This is a genomic window from Leucothrix arctica, from assembly GCF_003172895.1.
Classification (GTDB): domain Bacteria; phylum Pseudomonadota; class Gammaproteobacteria; order Thiotrichales; family Thiotrichaceae; genus Leucothrix; species Leucothrix arctica.
Window position 1 is genome coordinate 12,811 of record NZ_QGKL01000006.1, and the last position, 18,070, is coordinate 30,880.

Annotated in this window: 16 protein-coding genes, 1 pseudogene and 2 CRISPR repeat arrays; of the genes and pseudogenes, 5 read left to right on the plus strand and 12 right to left on the minus strand. The window is 44.3% G+C overall.

From position 1 onward, the window contains the following. The first annotated feature begins 15 nt into the window (after positions 1 to 15). Both DKT75_RS01030 and DKT75_RS01035 read left to right on the plus strand, forming a co-directional pair. Positions 16 to 1,116 (plus strand): YHYH protein, encoded by a 1,101-nt coding sequence (locus tag DKT75_RS01030; protein ID WP_109821581.1) that lies wholly within the window; start codon positions 16 to 18, stop codon positions 1,114 to 1,116. Between the two features lie 12 nt (positions 1,117 to 1,128). Further along, the gene (locus DKT75_RS01035; RefSeq protein WP_109821582.1) at positions 1,129 to 1,428 is read left to right on the plus strand and encodes a hypothetical protein; all 300 of its coding nucleotides are present in this window, start codon (positions 1,129 to 1,131) and stop codon (positions 1,426 to 1,428) included. Between the two features lie 82 nt (positions 1,429 to 1,510). On the opposite strand, the gene yghU is transcribed toward DKT75_RS01035, so the two are convergent. Further along, a complete protein-coding gene (yghU, locus tag DKT75_RS01040; protein ID WP_109821583.1) occupies positions 1,511 to 2,293 on the minus strand; it encodes a glutathione-dependent disulfide-bond oxidoreductase in 783 nt (260 codons plus the stop codon). Between the two features lie 181 nt (positions 2,294 to 2,474). Between yghU and DKT75_RS01045 the strand changes: the two are divergent. The 3 genes and pseudogenes from DKT75_RS01045 (at position 2,475) to DKT75_RS01055 (ending at position 5,320) form a co-directional block, all read left to right on the plus strand. Further along, positions 2,475 to 4,058, plus strand: a pseudogene (locus DKT75_RS01045) (ATP-binding protein). A 171-nt stretch (positions 4,059 to 4,229) separates the two neighbouring features. Beyond that, positions 4,230 to 4,853 (plus strand): metallophosphoesterase family protein, encoded by a 624-nt coding sequence (locus DKT75_RS01050; protein WP_109821584.1) that lies wholly within the window; start codon positions 4,230 to 4,232, stop codon positions 4,851 to 4,853. A 92-nt stretch (positions 4,854 to 4,945) separates the two neighbouring features. Next, positions 4,946 to 5,320 (plus strand): TIR domain-containing protein, encoded by a 375-nt coding sequence (locus DKT75_RS01055; protein WP_109821585.1) that lies wholly within the window; start codon positions 4,946 to 4,948, stop codon positions 5,318 to 5,320. Positions 5,321 to 5,524: 204 nt separating this feature from the next. Beyond that, positions 5,525 to 6,258: a CRISPR direct-repeat array (repeat unit 36 nt; unit sequence GTCTTAATCCCTTCTTCATCAGGGCACTGTTTTCAC). 199 nt (positions 6,259 to 6,457) lie between these two features. Here DKT75_RS01055 and cas6 read toward each other — a convergent pair. From cas6 to cmr1, 11 genes are all read right to left on the minus strand, one after another. Beyond that, entirely contained in the window at positions 6,458 to 7,399 is a 942-nt protein-coding gene (gene cas6, locus DKT75_RS01060; protein ID WP_109821586.1) for a CRISPR system precrRNA processing endoribonuclease RAMP protein Cas6, read from the minus strand. A gap of 26 nt (positions 7,400 to 7,425) precedes the next feature. Beyond that, a CRISPR array of direct repeats spans positions 7,426 to 8,024; the repeat unit is 36 nt. A gap of 95 nt (positions 8,025 to 8,119) precedes the next feature. Further along, positions 8,120 to 8,542 carry a hypothetical protein gene (locus DKT75_RS01065; protein ID WP_109821587.1) on the minus strand — a complete coding sequence of 141 codons (423 nt, stop codon included), beginning with the start codon at positions 8,540 to 8,542 and terminating at the stop codon, positions 8,120 to 8,122. Then, positions 8,539 to 8,835 carry a CRISPR-associated protein Csx16 gene (csx16, locus tag DKT75_RS01070; protein WP_109821588.1) on the minus strand — a complete coding sequence of 99 codons (297 nt, stop codon included), beginning with the start codon at positions 8,833 to 8,835 and terminating at the stop codon, positions 8,539 to 8,541. Before csx16 ends, DKT75_RS01065 begins: the two co-directional genes overlap by 4 nt. 4 nt (positions 8,836 to 8,839) lie before the next feature. Next, complete coding sequence (locus DKT75_RS01075) at positions 8,840 to 9,979, minus strand: Card1-like endonuclease domain-containing protein (RefSeq protein WP_109821589.1); 1,140 nt, start codon at positions 9,977 to 9,979, stop codon at positions 8,840 to 8,842. Further along, on the minus strand, positions 9,976 to 11,241 hold the full coding sequence (locus DKT75_RS01080) for a TIGR02710 family CRISPR-associated CARF protein (protein WP_109821590.1): 1,266 nt from the start codon (positions 11,239 to 11,241) through the stop codon (positions 9,976 to 9,978). Before DKT75_RS01080 ends, DKT75_RS01075 begins: the two co-directional genes overlap by 4 nt. A gap of 2 nt (positions 11,242 to 11,243) precedes the next feature. Continuing rightward, positions 11,244 to 12,356 carry a type III-B CRISPR module RAMP protein Cmr6 gene (gene cmr6, locus DKT75_RS01085; protein WP_109821591.1) on the minus strand — a complete coding sequence of 371 codons (1,113 nt, stop codon included), beginning with the start codon at positions 12,354 to 12,356 and terminating at the stop codon, positions 11,244 to 11,246. Then, complete coding sequence (gene cmr5 / locus DKT75_RS01090; protein ID WP_109821592.1) at positions 12,353 to 12,778, minus strand: type III-B CRISPR module-associated protein Cmr5; 426 nt, start codon at positions 12,776 to 12,778, stop codon at positions 12,353 to 12,355. Before cmr5 ends, cmr6 begins: the two co-directional genes overlap by 4 nt. Then, positions 12,778 to 13,692 carry a type III-B CRISPR module RAMP protein Cmr4 gene (gene cmr4 / locus DKT75_RS01095; RefSeq protein WP_109821593.1) on the minus strand — a complete coding sequence of 305 codons (915 nt, stop codon included), beginning with the start codon at positions 13,690 to 13,692 and terminating at the stop codon, positions 12,778 to 12,780. Before cmr4 ends, cmr5 begins: the two co-directional genes overlap by 1 nt. Beyond that, a complete protein-coding gene (gene cmr3 / locus DKT75_RS01100) occupies positions 13,689 to 14,873 on the minus strand; it encodes a type III-B CRISPR module-associated protein Cmr3 (RefSeq protein ID WP_109821594.1) in 1,185 nt (394 codons plus the stop codon). The genes cmr4 and cmr3 overlap by 4 nt, the downstream gene beginning before the upstream one ends. Next, complete coding sequence (cas10, locus tag DKT75_RS01105; RefSeq protein WP_109821595.1) at positions 14,870 to 16,921, minus strand: type III-B CRISPR-associated protein Cas10/Cmr2; 2,052 nt, start codon at positions 16,919 to 16,921, stop codon at positions 14,870 to 14,872. Before cas10 ends, cmr3 begins: the two co-directional genes overlap by 4 nt. After that, positions 16,918 to 17,919: a type III-B CRISPR module RAMP protein Cmr1 gene (cmr1, locus tag DKT75_RS01110; RefSeq protein ID WP_109821596.1), complete on the minus strand. Its 1,002-nt coding sequence runs from the start codon at positions 17,917 to 17,919 to the stop codon at positions 16,918 to 16,920. Before cmr1 ends, cas10 begins: the two co-directional genes overlap by 4 nt. Between the last annotated feature and the right edge of the window lie 151 nt (positions 17,920 to 18,070).

The following is an 18,070-nucleotide window of genomic DNA, read 5'->3' on the forward strand; positions in this document are numbered from 1 at the left end:
AAAAGGACGTAAACCATGAGTCTATCAATTCATAAATCACTACTCGGTATTGTTACCTTGAGTGCATTTGCTTTAGCTGGGTGTAACAGCACCCCAAGCGACGCGAAGCCAGCAGCGACGGAAGTGGCAAAGGTTGCTGAGAAGGTTGTCGAAGTTGCTGAAACAGCCGTCAAAACAACAAGTAAAACGGTCAATGAAGGCATCAATCTTTCGATGTTTGTCAAAGATGCGTTTACCTCAGAGCCAACCATCGTTGACTGTGAAACTAGCGCGGGCACGGCCACTAAGTGCTATCAGTTTGTTACTGCTGGCGCACCGGCAGGTCGTGAGCCTGGTCCTTATTGCCCAAGAACAACGTCTGATAGTGCAGAAGTCGGTGGTGGTTGGTTTAGTAAAGAAGGCTCGGGCGACCTTGTCGACATCACGGGTGAATTCATCCTAAATCTTAGTAGCTACTATGACGATGACAAGTGGATGCTTTATGACCCTGAAACAAACAAAATCCGCTATACCGCAACGAAGGCTGCGTGCTTAGGTGCTGCAAAACCAGACGTTGAAGAAGAGTACATGCAGAACTGTATTGAGTGTGAGCTTTCATACCTTGATGACGATTTCTCTCGTACCTTCCTAATCCCTGTGACGCCAATCCCTGCTGCTGAGACAGGTCGCGTTAGTACTGCGGGTATCGCACTAGACGGTAGTGAGCTTTCAGGCTCAGCGCCTATTGACGCTATTTTAGGTGCTTACACGATTGCTGCATTCGATGACTGCGGCGGTCACGTGAATACTCACCAAGGCTACCACTATCACTCAACAACGGGGTGTTCAGACGCTGCTGAAAAGTCAGATGACGGACACGCGGTTCTGATTGGTTATGCGGCCGACGGTTATGGCATGTACGCGATGAAAGACGCAGAAGGCAAAGAAGCGATAGGTCTAGATGAATGTCGTGGTCAAACGGATGATGTGCGTGGTTACCATTACCATGTTGCCAGCCCGAGCGAAAACATGTTTATCGGTTGTCTTCACGGGGAGTCAATTCAATCGGGTCGAGGCCCTGGTGGCCCTCCTCCCGGCGGTCGTCCTGACGGCCCTCCACCACATGATGCAGGTTAATAGGATTTACTCATGACATTTAAAAAAGTGTTAAATAAAGCACTGCCAGTATTGGCAACGATAGCCGCAGTACTCACCTTTAGTGTTGCCTCGGCACACACTGGCGCGCCTAGTGGTGCAGCTTTGCTAGCATGTGAAGCCAAGCAAAAGTCACAAGCCTGTCAGTATGAAGGTGCGCATAGCGACCTATACATTGGTACTTGCCAATACATGCCTGATCAATTGTTGTGTGTTAGAAACCAACCAATCCAAAAAAAGGTTGAGTCTGAAAAGACAGAGACTGAAGAAAAGCACGAACCTCACAAAAAGTGAGTTAACGCTTGTTACAAAAATGGCGCAGCTTGTTTTCAAGTCTGCGCCATTTTTTTAGCCGTAAAACTTAAGTTTGAACCGCTTACAAAGCAGTCGCTAAACCTTTCTTAACCGCTTCTCTTTCTTCGATGCGCTTCGCCCATGCTAAAACGTTTGTGTACGACTTCGTATCTAAAAACTCTTCCGCACCATACACATCACCCGTTGCAACACGCCCGTACCAAGGCCAAATCGCGATATCTGCAATTGAGTAGCCACTCGCACACATGTAATCCTGCTCGGCCAAGTGACGGTCTAATACGTCTAACTGACGCTTAGTTTCCATCGTGTAGCGATCAATTGGATACTCCATTGGGTACGGCGCATAGCTGTAGAAGTGCCCGAAGCCACCACCTAAGAATGACGCACTGCTCTCCTGCCAGAACAACCACGAAATACACTCCATACGCTCCACAGGATCTGTCGGTATAAATGCGTCGAACTTTTCGCCCAATGAAAGCAAGATTGCACATGACTCAAAAACAGGCTGTGGCGGTGTTTTGGAGTAGTCGACCAATACAGGGATTTTTGAATTTGGGTTTAGCTTTACGAAGTCAGAACCAAACTGCTCGCCTTCACCGATGTTGACGATGTGCAAGTCATAGGCTGCTTCTGTTTTGCCAAGTGCTAATAGCTCTTCAAGCATAACAGTGATTTTAACGCCGTTGGGTGTGCCTAGTGAGTACAACTGTAGTGGCTTATCACCGATTGGCAGCACTTTATCATGCGTTGGGCCTGCGATTGGACGGTTGATGCTTGCCCATTTGCCGCCGCTTTCGCTGTCCCATTTCCAGACTTTTGGTGGGGTGTAGTTGTTGTCGCTCATTATCAACGCCTCTGTTATTCGTCAGAAATCTAAGTTAGAGCATAAAGACTACCACGGAGGTCTTTGACCGCAAAATAGTACCTATTCATCATGGTATACCTGAAACGCTAACGATGAATATAAACGTAGCTTACAAACATGTTAAAGTATCAAGCAGTTAACCACAGTCAACGCTACGTTTATGAGCCAGAAAAAAAGACTTCCAATCGGCATTCAAACTTTTCGCGAAATACGCGAGAACAATTACTATTATGTTGATAAGACTCAGATGGCGCTTAACCTCATCAATGAAGCAAAGCACTTTTTTCTGTCTCGTCCACGCCGCTTCGGTAAGAGCTTATTCCTTGATACTTTAAAAGAATTGTTTGAAGGAAAAGAGACGTTATTTACAGACTTAGCTATCCATAAACAATGGGATTGGTCTGTTAGTTACCCTGTGATTCGGTTTAGCTTTGGTGGTGGTGAATATACTGCAATCGATGAGCTGCAGCAGAACATCACTGAACAGCTGGATGACTTAGACAAAGCATTCAACCATCACACAACACACACGACCCTCTCTGGCCGTTTTAAAGCCCTCATGCGTCACATCCATGAGCAAAGTGGCTTACAGGTAGTTGTGTTAGTTGATGAATACGACAAACCTATCCTTGATGCCCTACAGCAACCAGACGTGGCGAAAACAAACCGCGATGTGCTGCGGGGCTTTTACGGCACGGTGAAAGATAGTGAGGCTCACGTAAAGTTTAGTTTTTTTACAGGGGTCAGTAAGTTCGCTAAGGTGAGTATTTTTTCGGGTTTGAATAATTTAACCGACATCAGTTTAGATCATCGCTACTCTACGTTATGCGGTTATACAGACCGTGATATTGATTTGGTGTTTGCCGCTGAACTTGACGGGCTTGAACGTGATGAAATTCGTCGCTGGTATAACGGCTACAACTGGCTAGGTGATGGTGTTTACAACCCTTTCGACATTCTTCAGCTCTTTAATAAACGAGAGTTTCAGAACTACTGGTTTGAAACGGGCACACCGACATTCTTAGTTAACTGGTTAATCAACCATAAGATTGCTACACCTAAAATTGGCAGTTTACTGTCGAGTAGCGATATGCTCTCTAGTTTTGATATTGAGAATATGAATGCTCAAGCGCTATTGTTTCAAACAGGCTACCTAACGATTAAAGACAGCAAGCGACTCGGCGGGCAAACCTACTACACCTTGGGTTACCCCAATCAAGAAGTACTACAAAGCCTCAACGAAAGTTTGTTATCAGTACTAGTGCATAATGAAAATGAGCGCAGTCAAAATACCGTTTCACTGATTGAGCGTTTGACGGTTAATGACTTTGATTGACTAAAACAACTGTTTCATAGCTTCTACTCCAGCATCCCGCATCAGTGGTATACCAATAACGAAATACAAAATTACGAAGGCTATTACGCCTCAGTATTTTACTCTTACTTTGCATCGTTGGGTTTGAATATCATCGTAGAAGATAGCACCAGCCTTGGTCGTATCGATATGACACTGAAGTTTAACGGCCAAGTATATATTTTTGAGTTTAAGGTGGTTGAGCTAACGCCTGAAGGTAAAGCGCTACAACAAATCAAAGATAGAAATTACGCGGATAAATACCAAGCTCTGAACCAAGTAATACACTTGATTGGTGTGGAGTTTAGTAAAGAGACTCGTAATATTGTTGGGTTTGAAGCCGAAACAATGTCATCACTTTCTAGCAAAACTACTCCTCCACAGAAATAAACAACTCAACAAAGGGTTGTGGAATGGGCCCTTGAAAGCCAAAGCGCTATTGTTTGAGGCTCTACCCGTTGTGACAGTTTATTACTCTAATTTAATTGGTAAATTAGTTCACTTTTGCAACAATAAGTCCCTTGTGCCGACAGTCGGTAACATTCTAAGGGGATTAAAATAATGAAAATAACAGTTATTAGTGACACACACGGACAGCACAAACAACTAGGTGCGATGTCGGGCGATGTTCTGATTCATTGTGGCGACATGTTTAATCTGTTTGAACCCAGCGGCTACGATGTCGATATGATGGATCATTGGTTCGGTAAGCAAAAGTTTGATCTCATTCTTTGCGTGGGTGGTAACCATGATAATAACTTGCAAGACAGGTATGAAGTAGAGGGCAATCCTTTCAATAATGCCGTGTTTTTATGTGACGAGAGCTACGAATACAAAGGCATCCAGTTTTACGGTTCGCCTTGGGTGCCAGAGCTTTACCAACAAGCATTCTTTAAGGAAAACGAAGAACTTGAAGAGGCTTGGTCAAAGATTCCTAATGAAACTGACATCCTGATTACTCATACACCGCGAAAGGGTGTGTTGGACAAGTCGAGCCGTGGCGCTTCGTATGGTTGCCCTTACCTATCAAAGGCGCTTGAGAGAGTTAAGCCGCGCTTTCATTGCTTTGGGCATGTGCATAATAGTGCTGGTTCGTTGACTAAGAATGGTACGACCTATATCAATGCGGCTATGGCTGGTCGGAGGCATGAGTTGGTTCGGGGTGGGTTTCAGTTTGAGATTTAATTGAACTTAGGTTATGACTACAGCGCACGAAAATGTAATACAGGTAAGGAGAAACTAAAATCGAACACAGAAACATAGCACTATGCGGCTCCATGATGTTTATCGGACAAATGAAAGAGATTTCAGTACTACTAACCAAGGCTGGAATATCGAGTTATTACCCCATAGAACAAGAACGTGATTTATCACGGGCTGAAATAGGCGAAGAAGCTTTTGCCGTTCAAAAAGGTGACTATATTCGTGCCCACCTTATTAAGATTGAAAAGTCGGACAAGGTCTTAATCGCTAACTACACCAAAAATGGAATAGAGGGCTATGTTGGCCCCAACTCATTGATTGAGCTTGCGTTTGGGTATGCGCTAGGTAAACCACTCTATTTGTTGAATGAGCCGGGTGAGCAGTCGTGTAAGCCTGAGATACTTGGCATGAAACCAATCATACTGAATGGCGACCTGAAGAACCTATAACAACATCCCTAACGATGTTGTCATCAATGACGGGAACCATCTTGAAACGAAAGGTGTTTGCGGCGTCGTTCCTGTTGAGATTAAAATTTCTCTTTCTCGATAAAAAAACAAGTTTGAACGTTGGTTCGGGTGTGTTTTTACATGCCCGTTTTAAATGAGTTCATTACATTAACTTGATACTCAATAGTTAAGTAGTGAACTTACGTTTTTATCCCTTCTTCATCAGGGCACTGTTTTCACCTCACCTGTTTGATCAGCGTGAATTCAATAACGTGTCTTAATCCCTTCTTCATCAGGGCACTGTTTTCACACATCATCAATGAGCGTATGCAACTAGCCAAGAAGTCTTAATCCCTTCTTCATCAGGGCACTGTTTTCACGGTTTTGAAGCAGCAGAGTCAGGTCTTAATCCCTTCTTCATAAGGGCACTGTTTTCACGCCTTAGCCGCTCCTGTGTGCCTAGCTCAGTACGTCTTAATCCCTTCTTCATCAGGGCACTGTTTTCACCTTGAAGTTGAAGACGAGCCAGTAAAGAAAGCACCAGTCTTAATCCCTTCTTCATCAGGGCACTGTTTTCACGGTAGAATTGAAACCGTGTGTTATGTGGAAAACTTTTTGGTCTTAATCCCTTCTTCATCAGGGCACTGTTTTCACGAGATTAAAGAAGCAGGGTTTAAATATAGCGGCGGTCTTAATCCCTTCTTCATCAGGGCACTGTTTTCACTTAATGATTGTGGCGCGAGCGGTGAAAACACTATACGTCTTAATCCCTTCTTCATCAGGGCACTGTTTTCACCACGTTGATAACATGGTATTGGTTACAAATACTCTGTCTTAATCCCTTCTTCATCAGGGCACTGTTTTCACCGCGTTGGTCGGAGGAAGAAGCCGATAAATTTGGGTCTTAATCCCTTCTTCATCAGGGCACTGTTTTCACTGCAAGGCACCTTTTCGACCTTTTTAAACAACCACTTACAGAGGGGGTTGGCTAAAATTTTCAAATCAAAAAAGTTAGGTTTGGGCACTTACTCTCCCAAAAGCCAGTAAAATCACAGATCAACTTATCACCATTCTCCCAAACTTATCATTCATTGTCACGTCGTCAAAAGCTTGTTAAACAAGCAACCACATTTATGTTTAAAGACTCACTTTAGGCACCACGTTTTCTGCATGTAGAGTGAAGCGCCCTAGCCCCATTCCTGTGCCTTTTCCTGCGTGTATAAACTGACCTAAATACAGAATAGACCAAAATGCTTTCAAGTTTGCGCCATCGAGCGTGATGCTACCCATTAGACCGCCCATTTTTACCGACGTTTTTTGACGAGATGAGTAACGCGACCAGTCATGCCAATGTAACTCACTGCGCAATATAGTCATGGCTCTAGCCTGATCAGAAAGCTCCTTAAAGTCCAACGCTAGCTGTGTGTCTGTGTGAAACTGACGCAACATAGATAGTCGCCTCATAAGGACACTAAAGAGCGAATAAAAGTCTAAGTTTTTAGGGCCAACTTCGCGCTCTTTTAAACGCAGTCTTAGCGGTGTTTCTAAGCGCAAAACCACCTCACCTTGCGGACACTCGGGTATAACGGGCAACTGCTGCGGCAACGCTTGCAAACTTCCTCCCGCTTCATAAATGCATTGCCAATCATCTTGCTGCTGCCACAAGGAAGTCACAGAGAACTGCCCTTGCTTAGTACCCAAGCCTCTTTCTCCTGCCTTTTCTAAAGCGTAGAGAATGTATGGCAAGTGCTGATTGGCTTTTCCAAACAACGTGAAATCGAGCAGCAGTTCGTCACCTTGCTTGACCTCAGTGGACTGATTGGCGTTAGGAATCAATACAAAGGGGTGTGGCGCTGCGGTGTATTTACGCATGACTTGAGTACCCGCTGGTGGCGGTGTTTCAAAGACGTAGCTATACACACAGTTTTGATACAGCAAACAACCTTTGCACTCAGGCTTCCCCGTGACACATACGGCTGACCTCAAGGCGTGACCAAACAGCCCACGCCACGCTGAACCTGTGTAGGCGGGTAGTTGAATATCTTCCTTGGCTATCGCTTTGAGGCGGTACTGAGCCATTGGCAGTTGTATTTCGTTTTCTTTCATATTTTATCCCTTCTTCATCAGGGCACCGTTTTCACTACATGGGCAGAGATATTGAGGCAGTTGCTAAAGTCTTAATCCCTTCTTCATCAGGGCACCGTTTTCACCGACTAAGACTTGCTGTAGTAGAGTTTAACGATGGGTCTTAATCCCTTCTTCATCAGGGCACCGTTTTCACCATATACACTAGCCGCAAGAATCGTATCTCTTAGTCTTAATCCCTTCTTCATCAGGGCACCGTTTTCACTTACAAGGAAGGGGCTACATTCAAGCAAAAAGCACAGTCTTAATCCCTTCTTCATCAGGGCACCGTTTTCACCTTAAGCCTAAGGCAGAGCAAACAGAGCAAGAGTAGTCTTAATCCCTTCTTCATCAGGGCACCGTTTTCACCTAAAGAGCTAGGCAACCACGGGTATTTTATAGCCGTCTTAATCCCTTCTTCATCAGGGCACCGTTTTCACATAAGACTAAACGAGAAGCAGTGACCGCAGCAAAGTCTTAATCCCTTCTTCATCAGGGCACCGTTTTCACCTACTCAAACCTACCATCTAAAAGCTTTTTCGTAGTCTTAATCCCTTCTTCATCAGGGCACCGTTTTCACTGCAAGGCCTCTTTTCGACCTTTTTAATCAACCACTTGCAGAGGGGGCTGGTTAAAATTTTCAATTCCAAAAAGTTAGGTTTCATCCCTCCTCCTTTAGATTTCGCTAATCTCACAAAAGGTCTCCAGTCTCGCTTTATCAAACTGCATCAAATCATCGTTAGTACATAAAATATTTACCTCATAAATATCTCTAGACACCTGAGCCTTTTCAAGCGAGGAAAAAAAGTCTACATGGTTAAGCCCGTCAAGCTCATATCGTTTTCCTTTTTCATTCATCGGCAGCATACCTAACAAGCCCTGCAACTCAGCCCTTGTTAAGTTCTTACGACGAATTTTGCAGGGTAACGTCGCTTTGTAACCCACCGATAAGTCCAGCAAATTAACCGCTATTAAGTCGTTGTCTTTTTTCTCACGCCATTTTAGATGTAACCAAATCAGCATCGTTATCACACCAGTAATCAGTCCGATAATGATGCCAAAGCGATCTAGCTGTTCCCAAAAAAAACCCCACGTCATCTATCTAGTCTCTTTGCGCTATAGTGCTCTAGTCGCGCCCCGTATTGTTTCATATCCTCAGCGGTAATCTCTTTACCACGAATCTCAGAAGGAAGGTCTAGTGAGAGGTGGTAATAATCGCCACCACGCTCGTTCACTTCTGCTACAAGGTTAATGGGTAACGTGCCTAGGACTTTGTCACCTTGTTTGACTTGCTTAGGGTCAAAGTGCGCTAGTTGCTCATCTACATGATGACCCTCGGAGGTTGCCCAATCGACAGCCCCTGGGTGACGGGAAATAAAGTATGTTGTCATTTTACTATGCTCGATTAATCCAGTTTTTTAGTTTTACTCTGAGTTGTTTCAACTCACTACCGTGAATAATTTTCACACCCATTTCAGAAGCCCGCTTTTTGTCATACTCGCTTAGCGGTTGGTAACTGACCAACAACGACTCCGCTTTAAGACCGCCGACAGCTTCAACCAAGCTATCAAGTTTATAGAGCGTTTCTGCACCGCTCGTTGCAGTACCAGCCTTAAAATTCTTTGCCTTACACTCAATAATATGTAAACGGTTATCTGCTAAAAACACAACATCTAGCTCATTTTTAACCCCATCACCACGAACAATTTCAACACTAGAAGCAGTGTCCTGAATCGAAGGTAGATCTTTCTTTAGACTATTAAGCACAGATAAAACGTACTGCTCAAGCCACCCACCATTAGCAAAAAAACGCGCTTCTTCACTACTAAACTTCAACCGACCATTAACTAAACTAACGAGATTAAGGTCACTTAGTTCTCCAAGTAATTCACGAAACCCGTGATTTCGAATTGCAGAGTCATGAACAATATCTGATGATAACGTTTTCATCGCACTACTCGCATACCAGTTCAACGTACCCAATGACCTTGCATACTGCTCAATGTTATCAATCAATGTATTAGCAAAATCACGATAGCTTGGTGGAATACTAGAAGCTCCCGTAGAAACAACCTTGCCGCCATAAGACTGAATAAAGTGCGGTATCTTCACTCGATCAGCAAGTCGATGACTAGGCTGGTGACTAGGGAACAACCAAACCAATTCATCTCGCTCTGGATGTACATAAAAAATAGGCTTTTTATCTGCACGAAATACTTCATACGCGCCAATACTCATTGGCTTGGTGCCGCCAGTTGCATTCAAAGCAATGGAGTCATCATCTAACTCAGCAATTAAATCTAAAATACGATCTTGTACGTGAGAAATATTCCACGGGTGATTAATAGGCCATAGAGAAACTTTAACGCCAGCTGCTGACTTCAACACATCTGATAACCATTCAGCTTGCTTTTCCATGTCAGGACTCACAACTAAGACGACTGACTCTGGGCGCGTTCCACTATCTAGAGCAGGTGTAATATTAGGCGTTGCCTGAGCAGATACTAAATATACATGCGTATTTATTTTGTTCATTTTAATAAGCCAATCAGCTCAGTTGGCAACTGAACTTTATTTAGCTTTATTTTTTGCTTTTGAGCTTGCTGAGTTAACAATGGTATTAATCCATCTTCAATGAAATTAAGCATACGACTCCACTGAGCTTCCGTAATTGGGTCAAAACCATGAGCAAGTATCGAGTTATTTCGAATGCTCAATAAGTCCTTCATTCTCATTTCATTTTCTTGCCAATATTCCTGAACGTCTTCACTACACTTGATCGATGCAAGCTGCCACGAGTCAAGCAATGCTGTTTGCTTTATTCCTTTACTATTCGCGTAAATCACCATTCCTTCTGGAATTTGCTCATCTTGTATATTGCTCGCATCAATCCCAGCTTGAGACTGTAACAACCACTGTGCTGACCATTCTAATAGTCGATAAGCTCTAGACGTAGCATCATCAAAACGTCGCTGTTCTGCTCTTCGTTGCGCATTTAGCCACAGGTCAAAGAGCAACACTGGTACTTTTTTAGGGGAGTCTGTTGTAATTAATCGAAGCTGTGTCAGGTAAGGAATCAGCTGAACACCAAACCGCTTCACATAAGACTCAATAATACTGAACGCTTCCTGATGCTCAAAACGATCCCAAGCTGCAAATGCACGACTCAAGTTTCTAACAGCAGATAAGTCAGCACGATCATCACGATAAGTCGGAGACTGCTGTGCAAGCTGCAAAATTGTATCGTCATATGCATAAACTTCCCAAGACGCTAAAGCCTGTCGCAGCTTCAAGCGGAAACGAGTTCTACCGATGCTTGCCTGAACAGCTTGCTGAGTTCCATCGCTCACTTTATTCAAATCGGCTCGCATACCAGTAACAAGCTGTAAACTTACCGACTCAAAGTCAAGCGCGGCCAAACACAGAGCAGCAGACATAGACTTAGTGCCGCCCGTATAGTCCACAAGCACCTCATCACCACGCTCAACAAAGTCACTGACTCTCTGTGAGATTTTGCTATAAGCATCATCTAAGTCATCAGAGTGCACACATAAAACCTCAAACGAGTCGTCTATCATTTCAAGCTGACTCGGGATATTAGCCTTCGTTGGCTTTTCATCCTTAAAGTTACTTTTTAAGAAAACACCTTTCTTCGTTATCTGCTCATAAGACCCAGATCGGCCTGTGTCTAAGTCATCCTCAGAACATACGAACAGAACAAAGTCAGGCTTAGTTGCCAAGACTGCTGTCACGATTGGCTGATACGAGCCGCCTACTGTGCAAACTAACGTTTTCATCGTTAACCGACCCGCCCTGTTTGGTTCTTCAATTTCTTAAACGCTTTTTCGGGTGCTGAATTCTTCGGTGCGTTTGCCCATGCCTCGATTTTAGATCTCTTCACATCAAACAACGCATCCAACATAGTCTCCCAGCTATCACCTGCTGACTTCAGCGTCTTATTAAAATCTTTACCAAACATCTGAGCTAATGTCTTCTCTTCCATGTCAGAGAACATCTCTCGGTAACGTGCATCTTCAGGCAACTCCGCCAACGCAGCTTGTTTTTGCGCCTTCTCAATGTTTCGGTTGGCTTTTTCATCCGCTTCCATACGGCCATAACCAGCGGCTGTTTTTGAGCCCGCACCAAGCTGCTCTAAAGCATAAGACAACACTTCCATTACTTGCTTGATGTCGTCTTTTGCATCTTCGGTTCTAGCACCCACAGAAAACAGAAACTTTGCTTTCTTAACCACTAAAAATGGTACGGGTACAGGGTCGTGCCAATCAGCAGGAATTGCAGTACTATCCTTTGAAACATCACTAATTTGGCTCCCTTTCGAGTACCACTCTTTCATGTGTGGCGTCATAATGTCACAGCCTAAGCTGACAGGCTCAAACGGCACCGCATCAAAGAAGATAATACTGCCAGCACGGTTGTCTTTAAGCTGCTCCTTAGGTTCTTTGGATTCGCTTCCAAACCACCTTAGCGATGCAGCACGTAACTCATCACCTTCCAAACCAGACCAACTTTCAATCCATTCACGTACCAAGCCTTTAACTGATGCACCACTCAGATAAGGTGTTCCAAGTGTTGGGTGCCAGCTAAAGCCGTTCTCAATGGGATGTGAATTTCCCATACCTGTCACAAAATTCCATGTCGTCTCAAAAATACGAGACTGTCCGCCAAGTTGTTGTGCAAGCTGTTGTTGAGACTCAGCAAAAACTTGAAGCTGTTCACTATCTCCAGCATTACCACTGACAGAGTCTATCCAGTTACTTTTATCTTCGTCAGCCAACTCCCAATATTGGTCATACTTATCAAAAAAGCGTTCAAACCATAACCCTTTATGGGCACCTAGTTTTTTTCTGCGAGAAGCTCGAAGCCGAGTCTCATCATATAAAGGCGCTGTCATTTCTTAGGTTCCTCCATATACGCTTTTGCAAACTTCTTCACCCAATCTAAAAGCGCCTGTGCTTCTGACTGAGCTAACATGTAAGTCTGCATATTTTCTTTAGTCAAACCATGTAATAAGCCACTATCACGAGCATTCTCATTATCACGATGTGCTGAATAAGGTTGACCCGCATTAGTAAGCCAGTCAGATAGCAATTTATAAAGACAACCATAAGCAATTGCCTTACTGTCTTTGCCCGCTGACTTACTACGGTAAAACGCAGCCGCCTGCCCCAAACCATTCATTTGAATCATCGCAGGCAAGCCAGACGCATAACTTTTATAAGCGCTCTGAAAGCCCTTGGTATTCATGTTTGCATCACGGTCTCGCTCGACACGCTCCAGAGCAAACGCCGCTCGCTGTTGTTGTATCGTCTGCATTATCGGCCACCCACAAGTTCTGTCGTTACAGCACACCAGCCCATTCCGACCGTTTCGTTACCACCAACTTGTAACCACTTATTACTCTCTCCAAATAAACCGTTCTCAACCATATTTGCAACGGCCAAAGCATCCAACCGAGTCGGTTGTGCTTCGCCTTCTTTAGCCTTTGGAACTCGCGAGCTATTCGCCATAATCGGCGTGTATAAAACAGTTTCTGGTGGCAGTGTTTCTTCGTACCACAAAGCGCCCTCTTTCACCGTTTTGCTGCCATCGCTATTAATAGCAATATGAGCATTAACAGGCGTTGCGTTTTGCACTAAGTAAGCAAACATATCGTCGCTCACAATGACCAACTGTTTCTCAAGCGTCTCCTCAAAACCTTCACGATTGACCAAGCTAGCTATAGCACTAATTGTGGCGCTCAGATCCTGCTGTTCAGCTTCAAAGCGATACTCTTCCAAATAGAGATCATCATTTTCCGCAGACCAAAGCGCTTGCGACTCACCACTTACACTAATTTTAGATAGCGTCAGAGACTTACCCAACATTCCAAGGTCACGCTCATAACGACTCAAAGCCGCTGGGCATGTTACCCACTTAAACGCTGAAGTCAGCGAGCGAATAGGCAATAACAACAAACGCGCATCACCCACCGAAATAGCACCTGCGTGGGTCACTTGACTACCAGATGGAGGCCCAAAAATTGTATCAATCAACGGCTGATCATCTTTAAAGACAGCATCAGCCTTAGCTCTCAACGCTCCTTTAACAGAAGAACCAAAAATACAAGGCCAACCATTATGACCTTCACGCTGAATCGGTAAGTCAACAACACCCGCAGAGCTTCCTGCTCCAGCATGAATGCTCGTTTGAGCGATTAAACCAACGATTAAATTTGCTTGCTGACTCATAGTGTTGTTCCTGTAAATTCTGATTCATTCCATAGAGCGCACACGATACGTCCGCGCCCCAATTCTGTTTGATTTCCAATAGTTTGACCGTGCAACGCATTAATCGCGGCCTGTATGTCATCACCACTATCGACGGTGCAGTAAAAACAGCTACCTGCTGGTATAAGGCTTTCAACGGCTCTTGGTTTATGCTCTGCAACATTCCAACCACCCTCACGTTGAGACTTACCAATCACAGCGGCATGAAGTGTTAGATTTACGCCTGCGACTTCACCATTCCAATGTTTTATTTCTGAAGTCTCATTGACAACGAAGCCAGAAGGCAGCCAACTTCCTTCAGAAAAGTGTGCAGGTGTCAGTAGTACCAAAATAAGCCCTTTAGTGTTCGCAGCTACCACTGGCGCTTCAGGCAAAGCTTGAACGCTGTCAGTCCCGACTAACTCAACCCCAGACATTCGCCCCTCAGCACCCAAACGTAAAACCCGCTTATTGAGTAAACCATCTGGCACGCCTGAAATATCAACCTCAACCGTTAAATCATCGACAGGTCGAATGTGCTTAGATTGATAAAGCATTTTGTCCTTAACAGCCCCCGTTTGACGGTCAATAGCGATACCAAGGCGTGACTCCTGACTAAACAGCTGCTTACTTTCATACACATCACCAGCCGAAGGCTTTTCACCAGCCAATACTTTAGCTAGACCAGACTGAGTTAACCAATCAGAATCAAGAGGCGTATAACCCACTTTATTCGTTGGCATCTCTGGCAAACAAACCTTGCCAAGATGTGTTGTCACAGGCTTCCCTATCTGTAATCGCTCAAACTCCTTGCTCCCATCGTCAGTCGACTTTTGCAGAAGTAATAACGGCACTGGATATAAGCGCTGCTTCTCAGAGCCAATCGAAAACCAAATACCATCTAGTGATAAGGCTCCTAAGTCATCACCATAACCAATGATGTCTTGCACCTCTCGCGTCTCTTCTGAGCCTTTAGAAAAGGCAGCCCAGTTCACTCCTTTCGCGTCCCCAATCGCGGTGCGAATAGCTCCCATAATCGTTCTAGGCGGTGGTGGAAACACACTGGAAAGCTCAGAGCCACCAATCGATTCAAACGGTCGCGACTCTTTAAAAAACAACGTATCAAACGCACCAAAGCGGAATGTCTTTTGATTTGTACTCATCGCTCAATCCCCTTGTTCGCCAGAAAACGGACTAAGAGCGCGCCATCAGCACTAAACCCTTTATCCTGATCTACCTGAAAGCTCACTGCTCCTGAGTCTTTCAAGTCTCTAACAATATATTGGCACTGCTCCATCAAAGGGCGAACCATGTCCCGAGCAGCATCCATACTGGAAACTATAGACTCACCCGAGTTGAGATACTCCATAGCCATCAATGACACTGCTTTTTCAAACCCACCGTCATGATTAAATACACCAACCGCTTCTTGGTTATCGTTCTTAACAGTCTTGCCATCTTTATCCTTTAACGGATTCAACACATCGAAACGCTCACGAATACGATAGAAAAATTTACTCGCAAACTTACCCAGTTCCGCTTCATCATCGCCGATGGAAGCTCTAAAACTGTCGGCCAAATTCTCAATAATGACCTTGCCCGAGTCTTTACTATCTAACGCTTTTGACCAAGGCATCGCCCACTCAATCTGTAAACCGCCCGGCTTCCAGACTCGACAAGCAACTGCATCTCGCCCTCTTGAGCTTTTAGCCACGTTGTCCAATAAATCGTGCGCATCACTTAACACACTACCTAGCGGCATTTTGATATTCGTGTATTGAATAGCCGCGGAAATAGACGTCACTATCTGATTTTCATCATTCAAGCTTTGATTCTGCTTATCAAAGCACTGGTTATAAAACCCTCTTAACTCAGCTGCGCACGACAACGCATGTTCAAGCGGTAAAATAGCGAGTACATCATCACCACCCGCATAGATCAGAAAGCCGTTATGATCATCAACAAAGTCAGTAACACCTTTTGTAAACTCGGATAAACCAGCCGTAATACCTGGCTGCTTTTCTGGTTTACTCATTTGCTTACCTAGCTGATCACCATCCATCAGCAAGACTGCATAGAAAGGCGACACAGGCTCTATGTCCGCAGCTTTACAAAGTTTCTTAAGCTCGTGCAAAACCAAGTCTGCATCAATAAGGTCATCATTATCCCAAGCGTTTGGGTTGCTTAACACCGACTCAAAAAAGACACTACCATCCAGCGCAGCAAAGTCTTTAAGCAGACTATTTTCACCCGTCTCTTGAGTAATACTCTTTATATTACTGTCTCTTTCGCCATACTCACCAGTGAGAGTATGAGCAACATCATGGAATGCTCGGATACGTTCATTTAACGCATCGTCGACAGCAGCCTTTTGCAATACTTTTGTTAACCAAGGCACTGCCGCCAAATACTGCACCGATGGCACATTACTAGGTAGCTTCCAACCTTTTACAGCCCACGCGCCATCCTGAATTTCAATCGTTAAACGACTATCAAACACTCTAGAAAAACGTCGCTTGATATAAGCAAGTGCACACAACTGCTCACCTTCTCGGAGATCTGTTTTAATACCTGCTTTGCCTTGCTCTCTCAGCGTTTGCCAGAATGTTGCAGAACTCTGTTTGCTACTTGTATATTTACCCGGTGACTCAACTCCTGAAAGCTCCTGCCAACCAGACATCAACATGCACTTTTGACCCGGCTCACTTGGTGCCATATGTGTACGGAAATTTTTCATACGATCAAGTGTGTTTGACGTTGTTTCATCCTCAATCAAAGCCCACTGAATATCCCAAAAACCTTTAACCTGACGATCCCATATTGCCTTAGTGTCAGTCGTATCTATGCTGAGCGGCTGGAAGTCATGATTCCAAACTGCATTTGCAAGTCCTTCCCATGCGTCATTCACCGCACTTACTACAAGCTCTGGTTTAAAGTCATTAGTAACTTCTGCCTTAAAGCGATTAGGCACATTACCCTGCTTGATGTTGGAATTACCCAACTCAAGCGCTTTCATAAACTCCATATCAGGCACTGGGAACTTAATTGATTCGTTACCCGCTTGAGCTATCACTGCTTTCATCGCAACGGAAGATAGCCACGATAAAATAAACGAGCCCGCCCAAAAGTCGCGAGTACGTCTAGCCTGTGCCACAAAGCCTTGAACAGGGCCTATTGTGAAGTGGAAGTATTCTTTGTTGTCGATACTCATACAGCCGACCCTCTTGCAAACTCAGCAACCTTATCGATTTTGATACCACTGTACTTCTCATCAAAATGGAATTGACTACTCGGTAGATAAATCATCGCTGTAGTAAAACTTTCATTCTCAAGCTCGTGAACATGAAAAATCAAAGGGCTTGCTCTACGTTGCTTCTCATCTCCAAACTCCTTTAAAGGTAGACCAAAGCCCGCTTTCGCAAATGACTGCCCTTTTAACGTCGACCGAAATTCTTTGTATCGACTACCCGTCTTTGTCAGCGCTTCTCTTGCTTTGCGGTTGCTATCCACAGTCCTATGAACACTATCTTTACTAAAGGCAGTGTAAGGCGACGTTGAAACTTCTGAATAATCACCCAGTAATGCTTCCACACGATCTTGATAACTCGCTTTAGTCAGCAACGTATTCTCACCATTTAACGAGATCTGTGTAACAGAACCCATACCTCTACGAGAACGCCCACCAAGACCACCAAATAAAGACCAAGCTTCCAGCGTTTTCTCTATTTCAGCAACGTCACCATCGACCATTCTTTTAGGGTTAAAGACTAACTTCAGACTAAACTCTGTGCCTTCAATAATTGCCCCTCGGTGATCATCATCACCCTCACCCAAGAGACCATAAGCCATAAAGCTTGCGCCATGCTCTGGCTTTTTTTCTGGCGGCCAGTCATAGACTTTTTGCTGAGAGGCTATGTCCTGCTGAATAGATAATAAGAACACTCCCTGCCCCCCAGTAACTTTCTCTGCATTCATTGCCGCACCAAATAACCGTGCTTCTTCAAGGTTCAATGCCTTTAAAGCTTCAGAGGCACTCATGCCTTGAAACTTTCCCCAACTTAACGCTCGCCACCAAAACCGTAAAGCACCTTTAACAGAGGGTGGGCGCACACCATCGGTTGTGTTTTGATTAGCATCACCAATAAACATCGGTGTCACAATTCGATAGGTCGCCCTAATGATGTGAGGTTCTTTAAAATTAAGAGACATAAACAGCCTTTTGAAAGATATGATTCAGCTTAGAGAATACGCTGAGAATAAACACACAGTCACGCCTTACAAGCTTGTAAGACAGTATCAAGAATGAAAAATCGGTAGAAATAAAACCAATAGTACCCAAGTAAAGACAAACGGTATATTA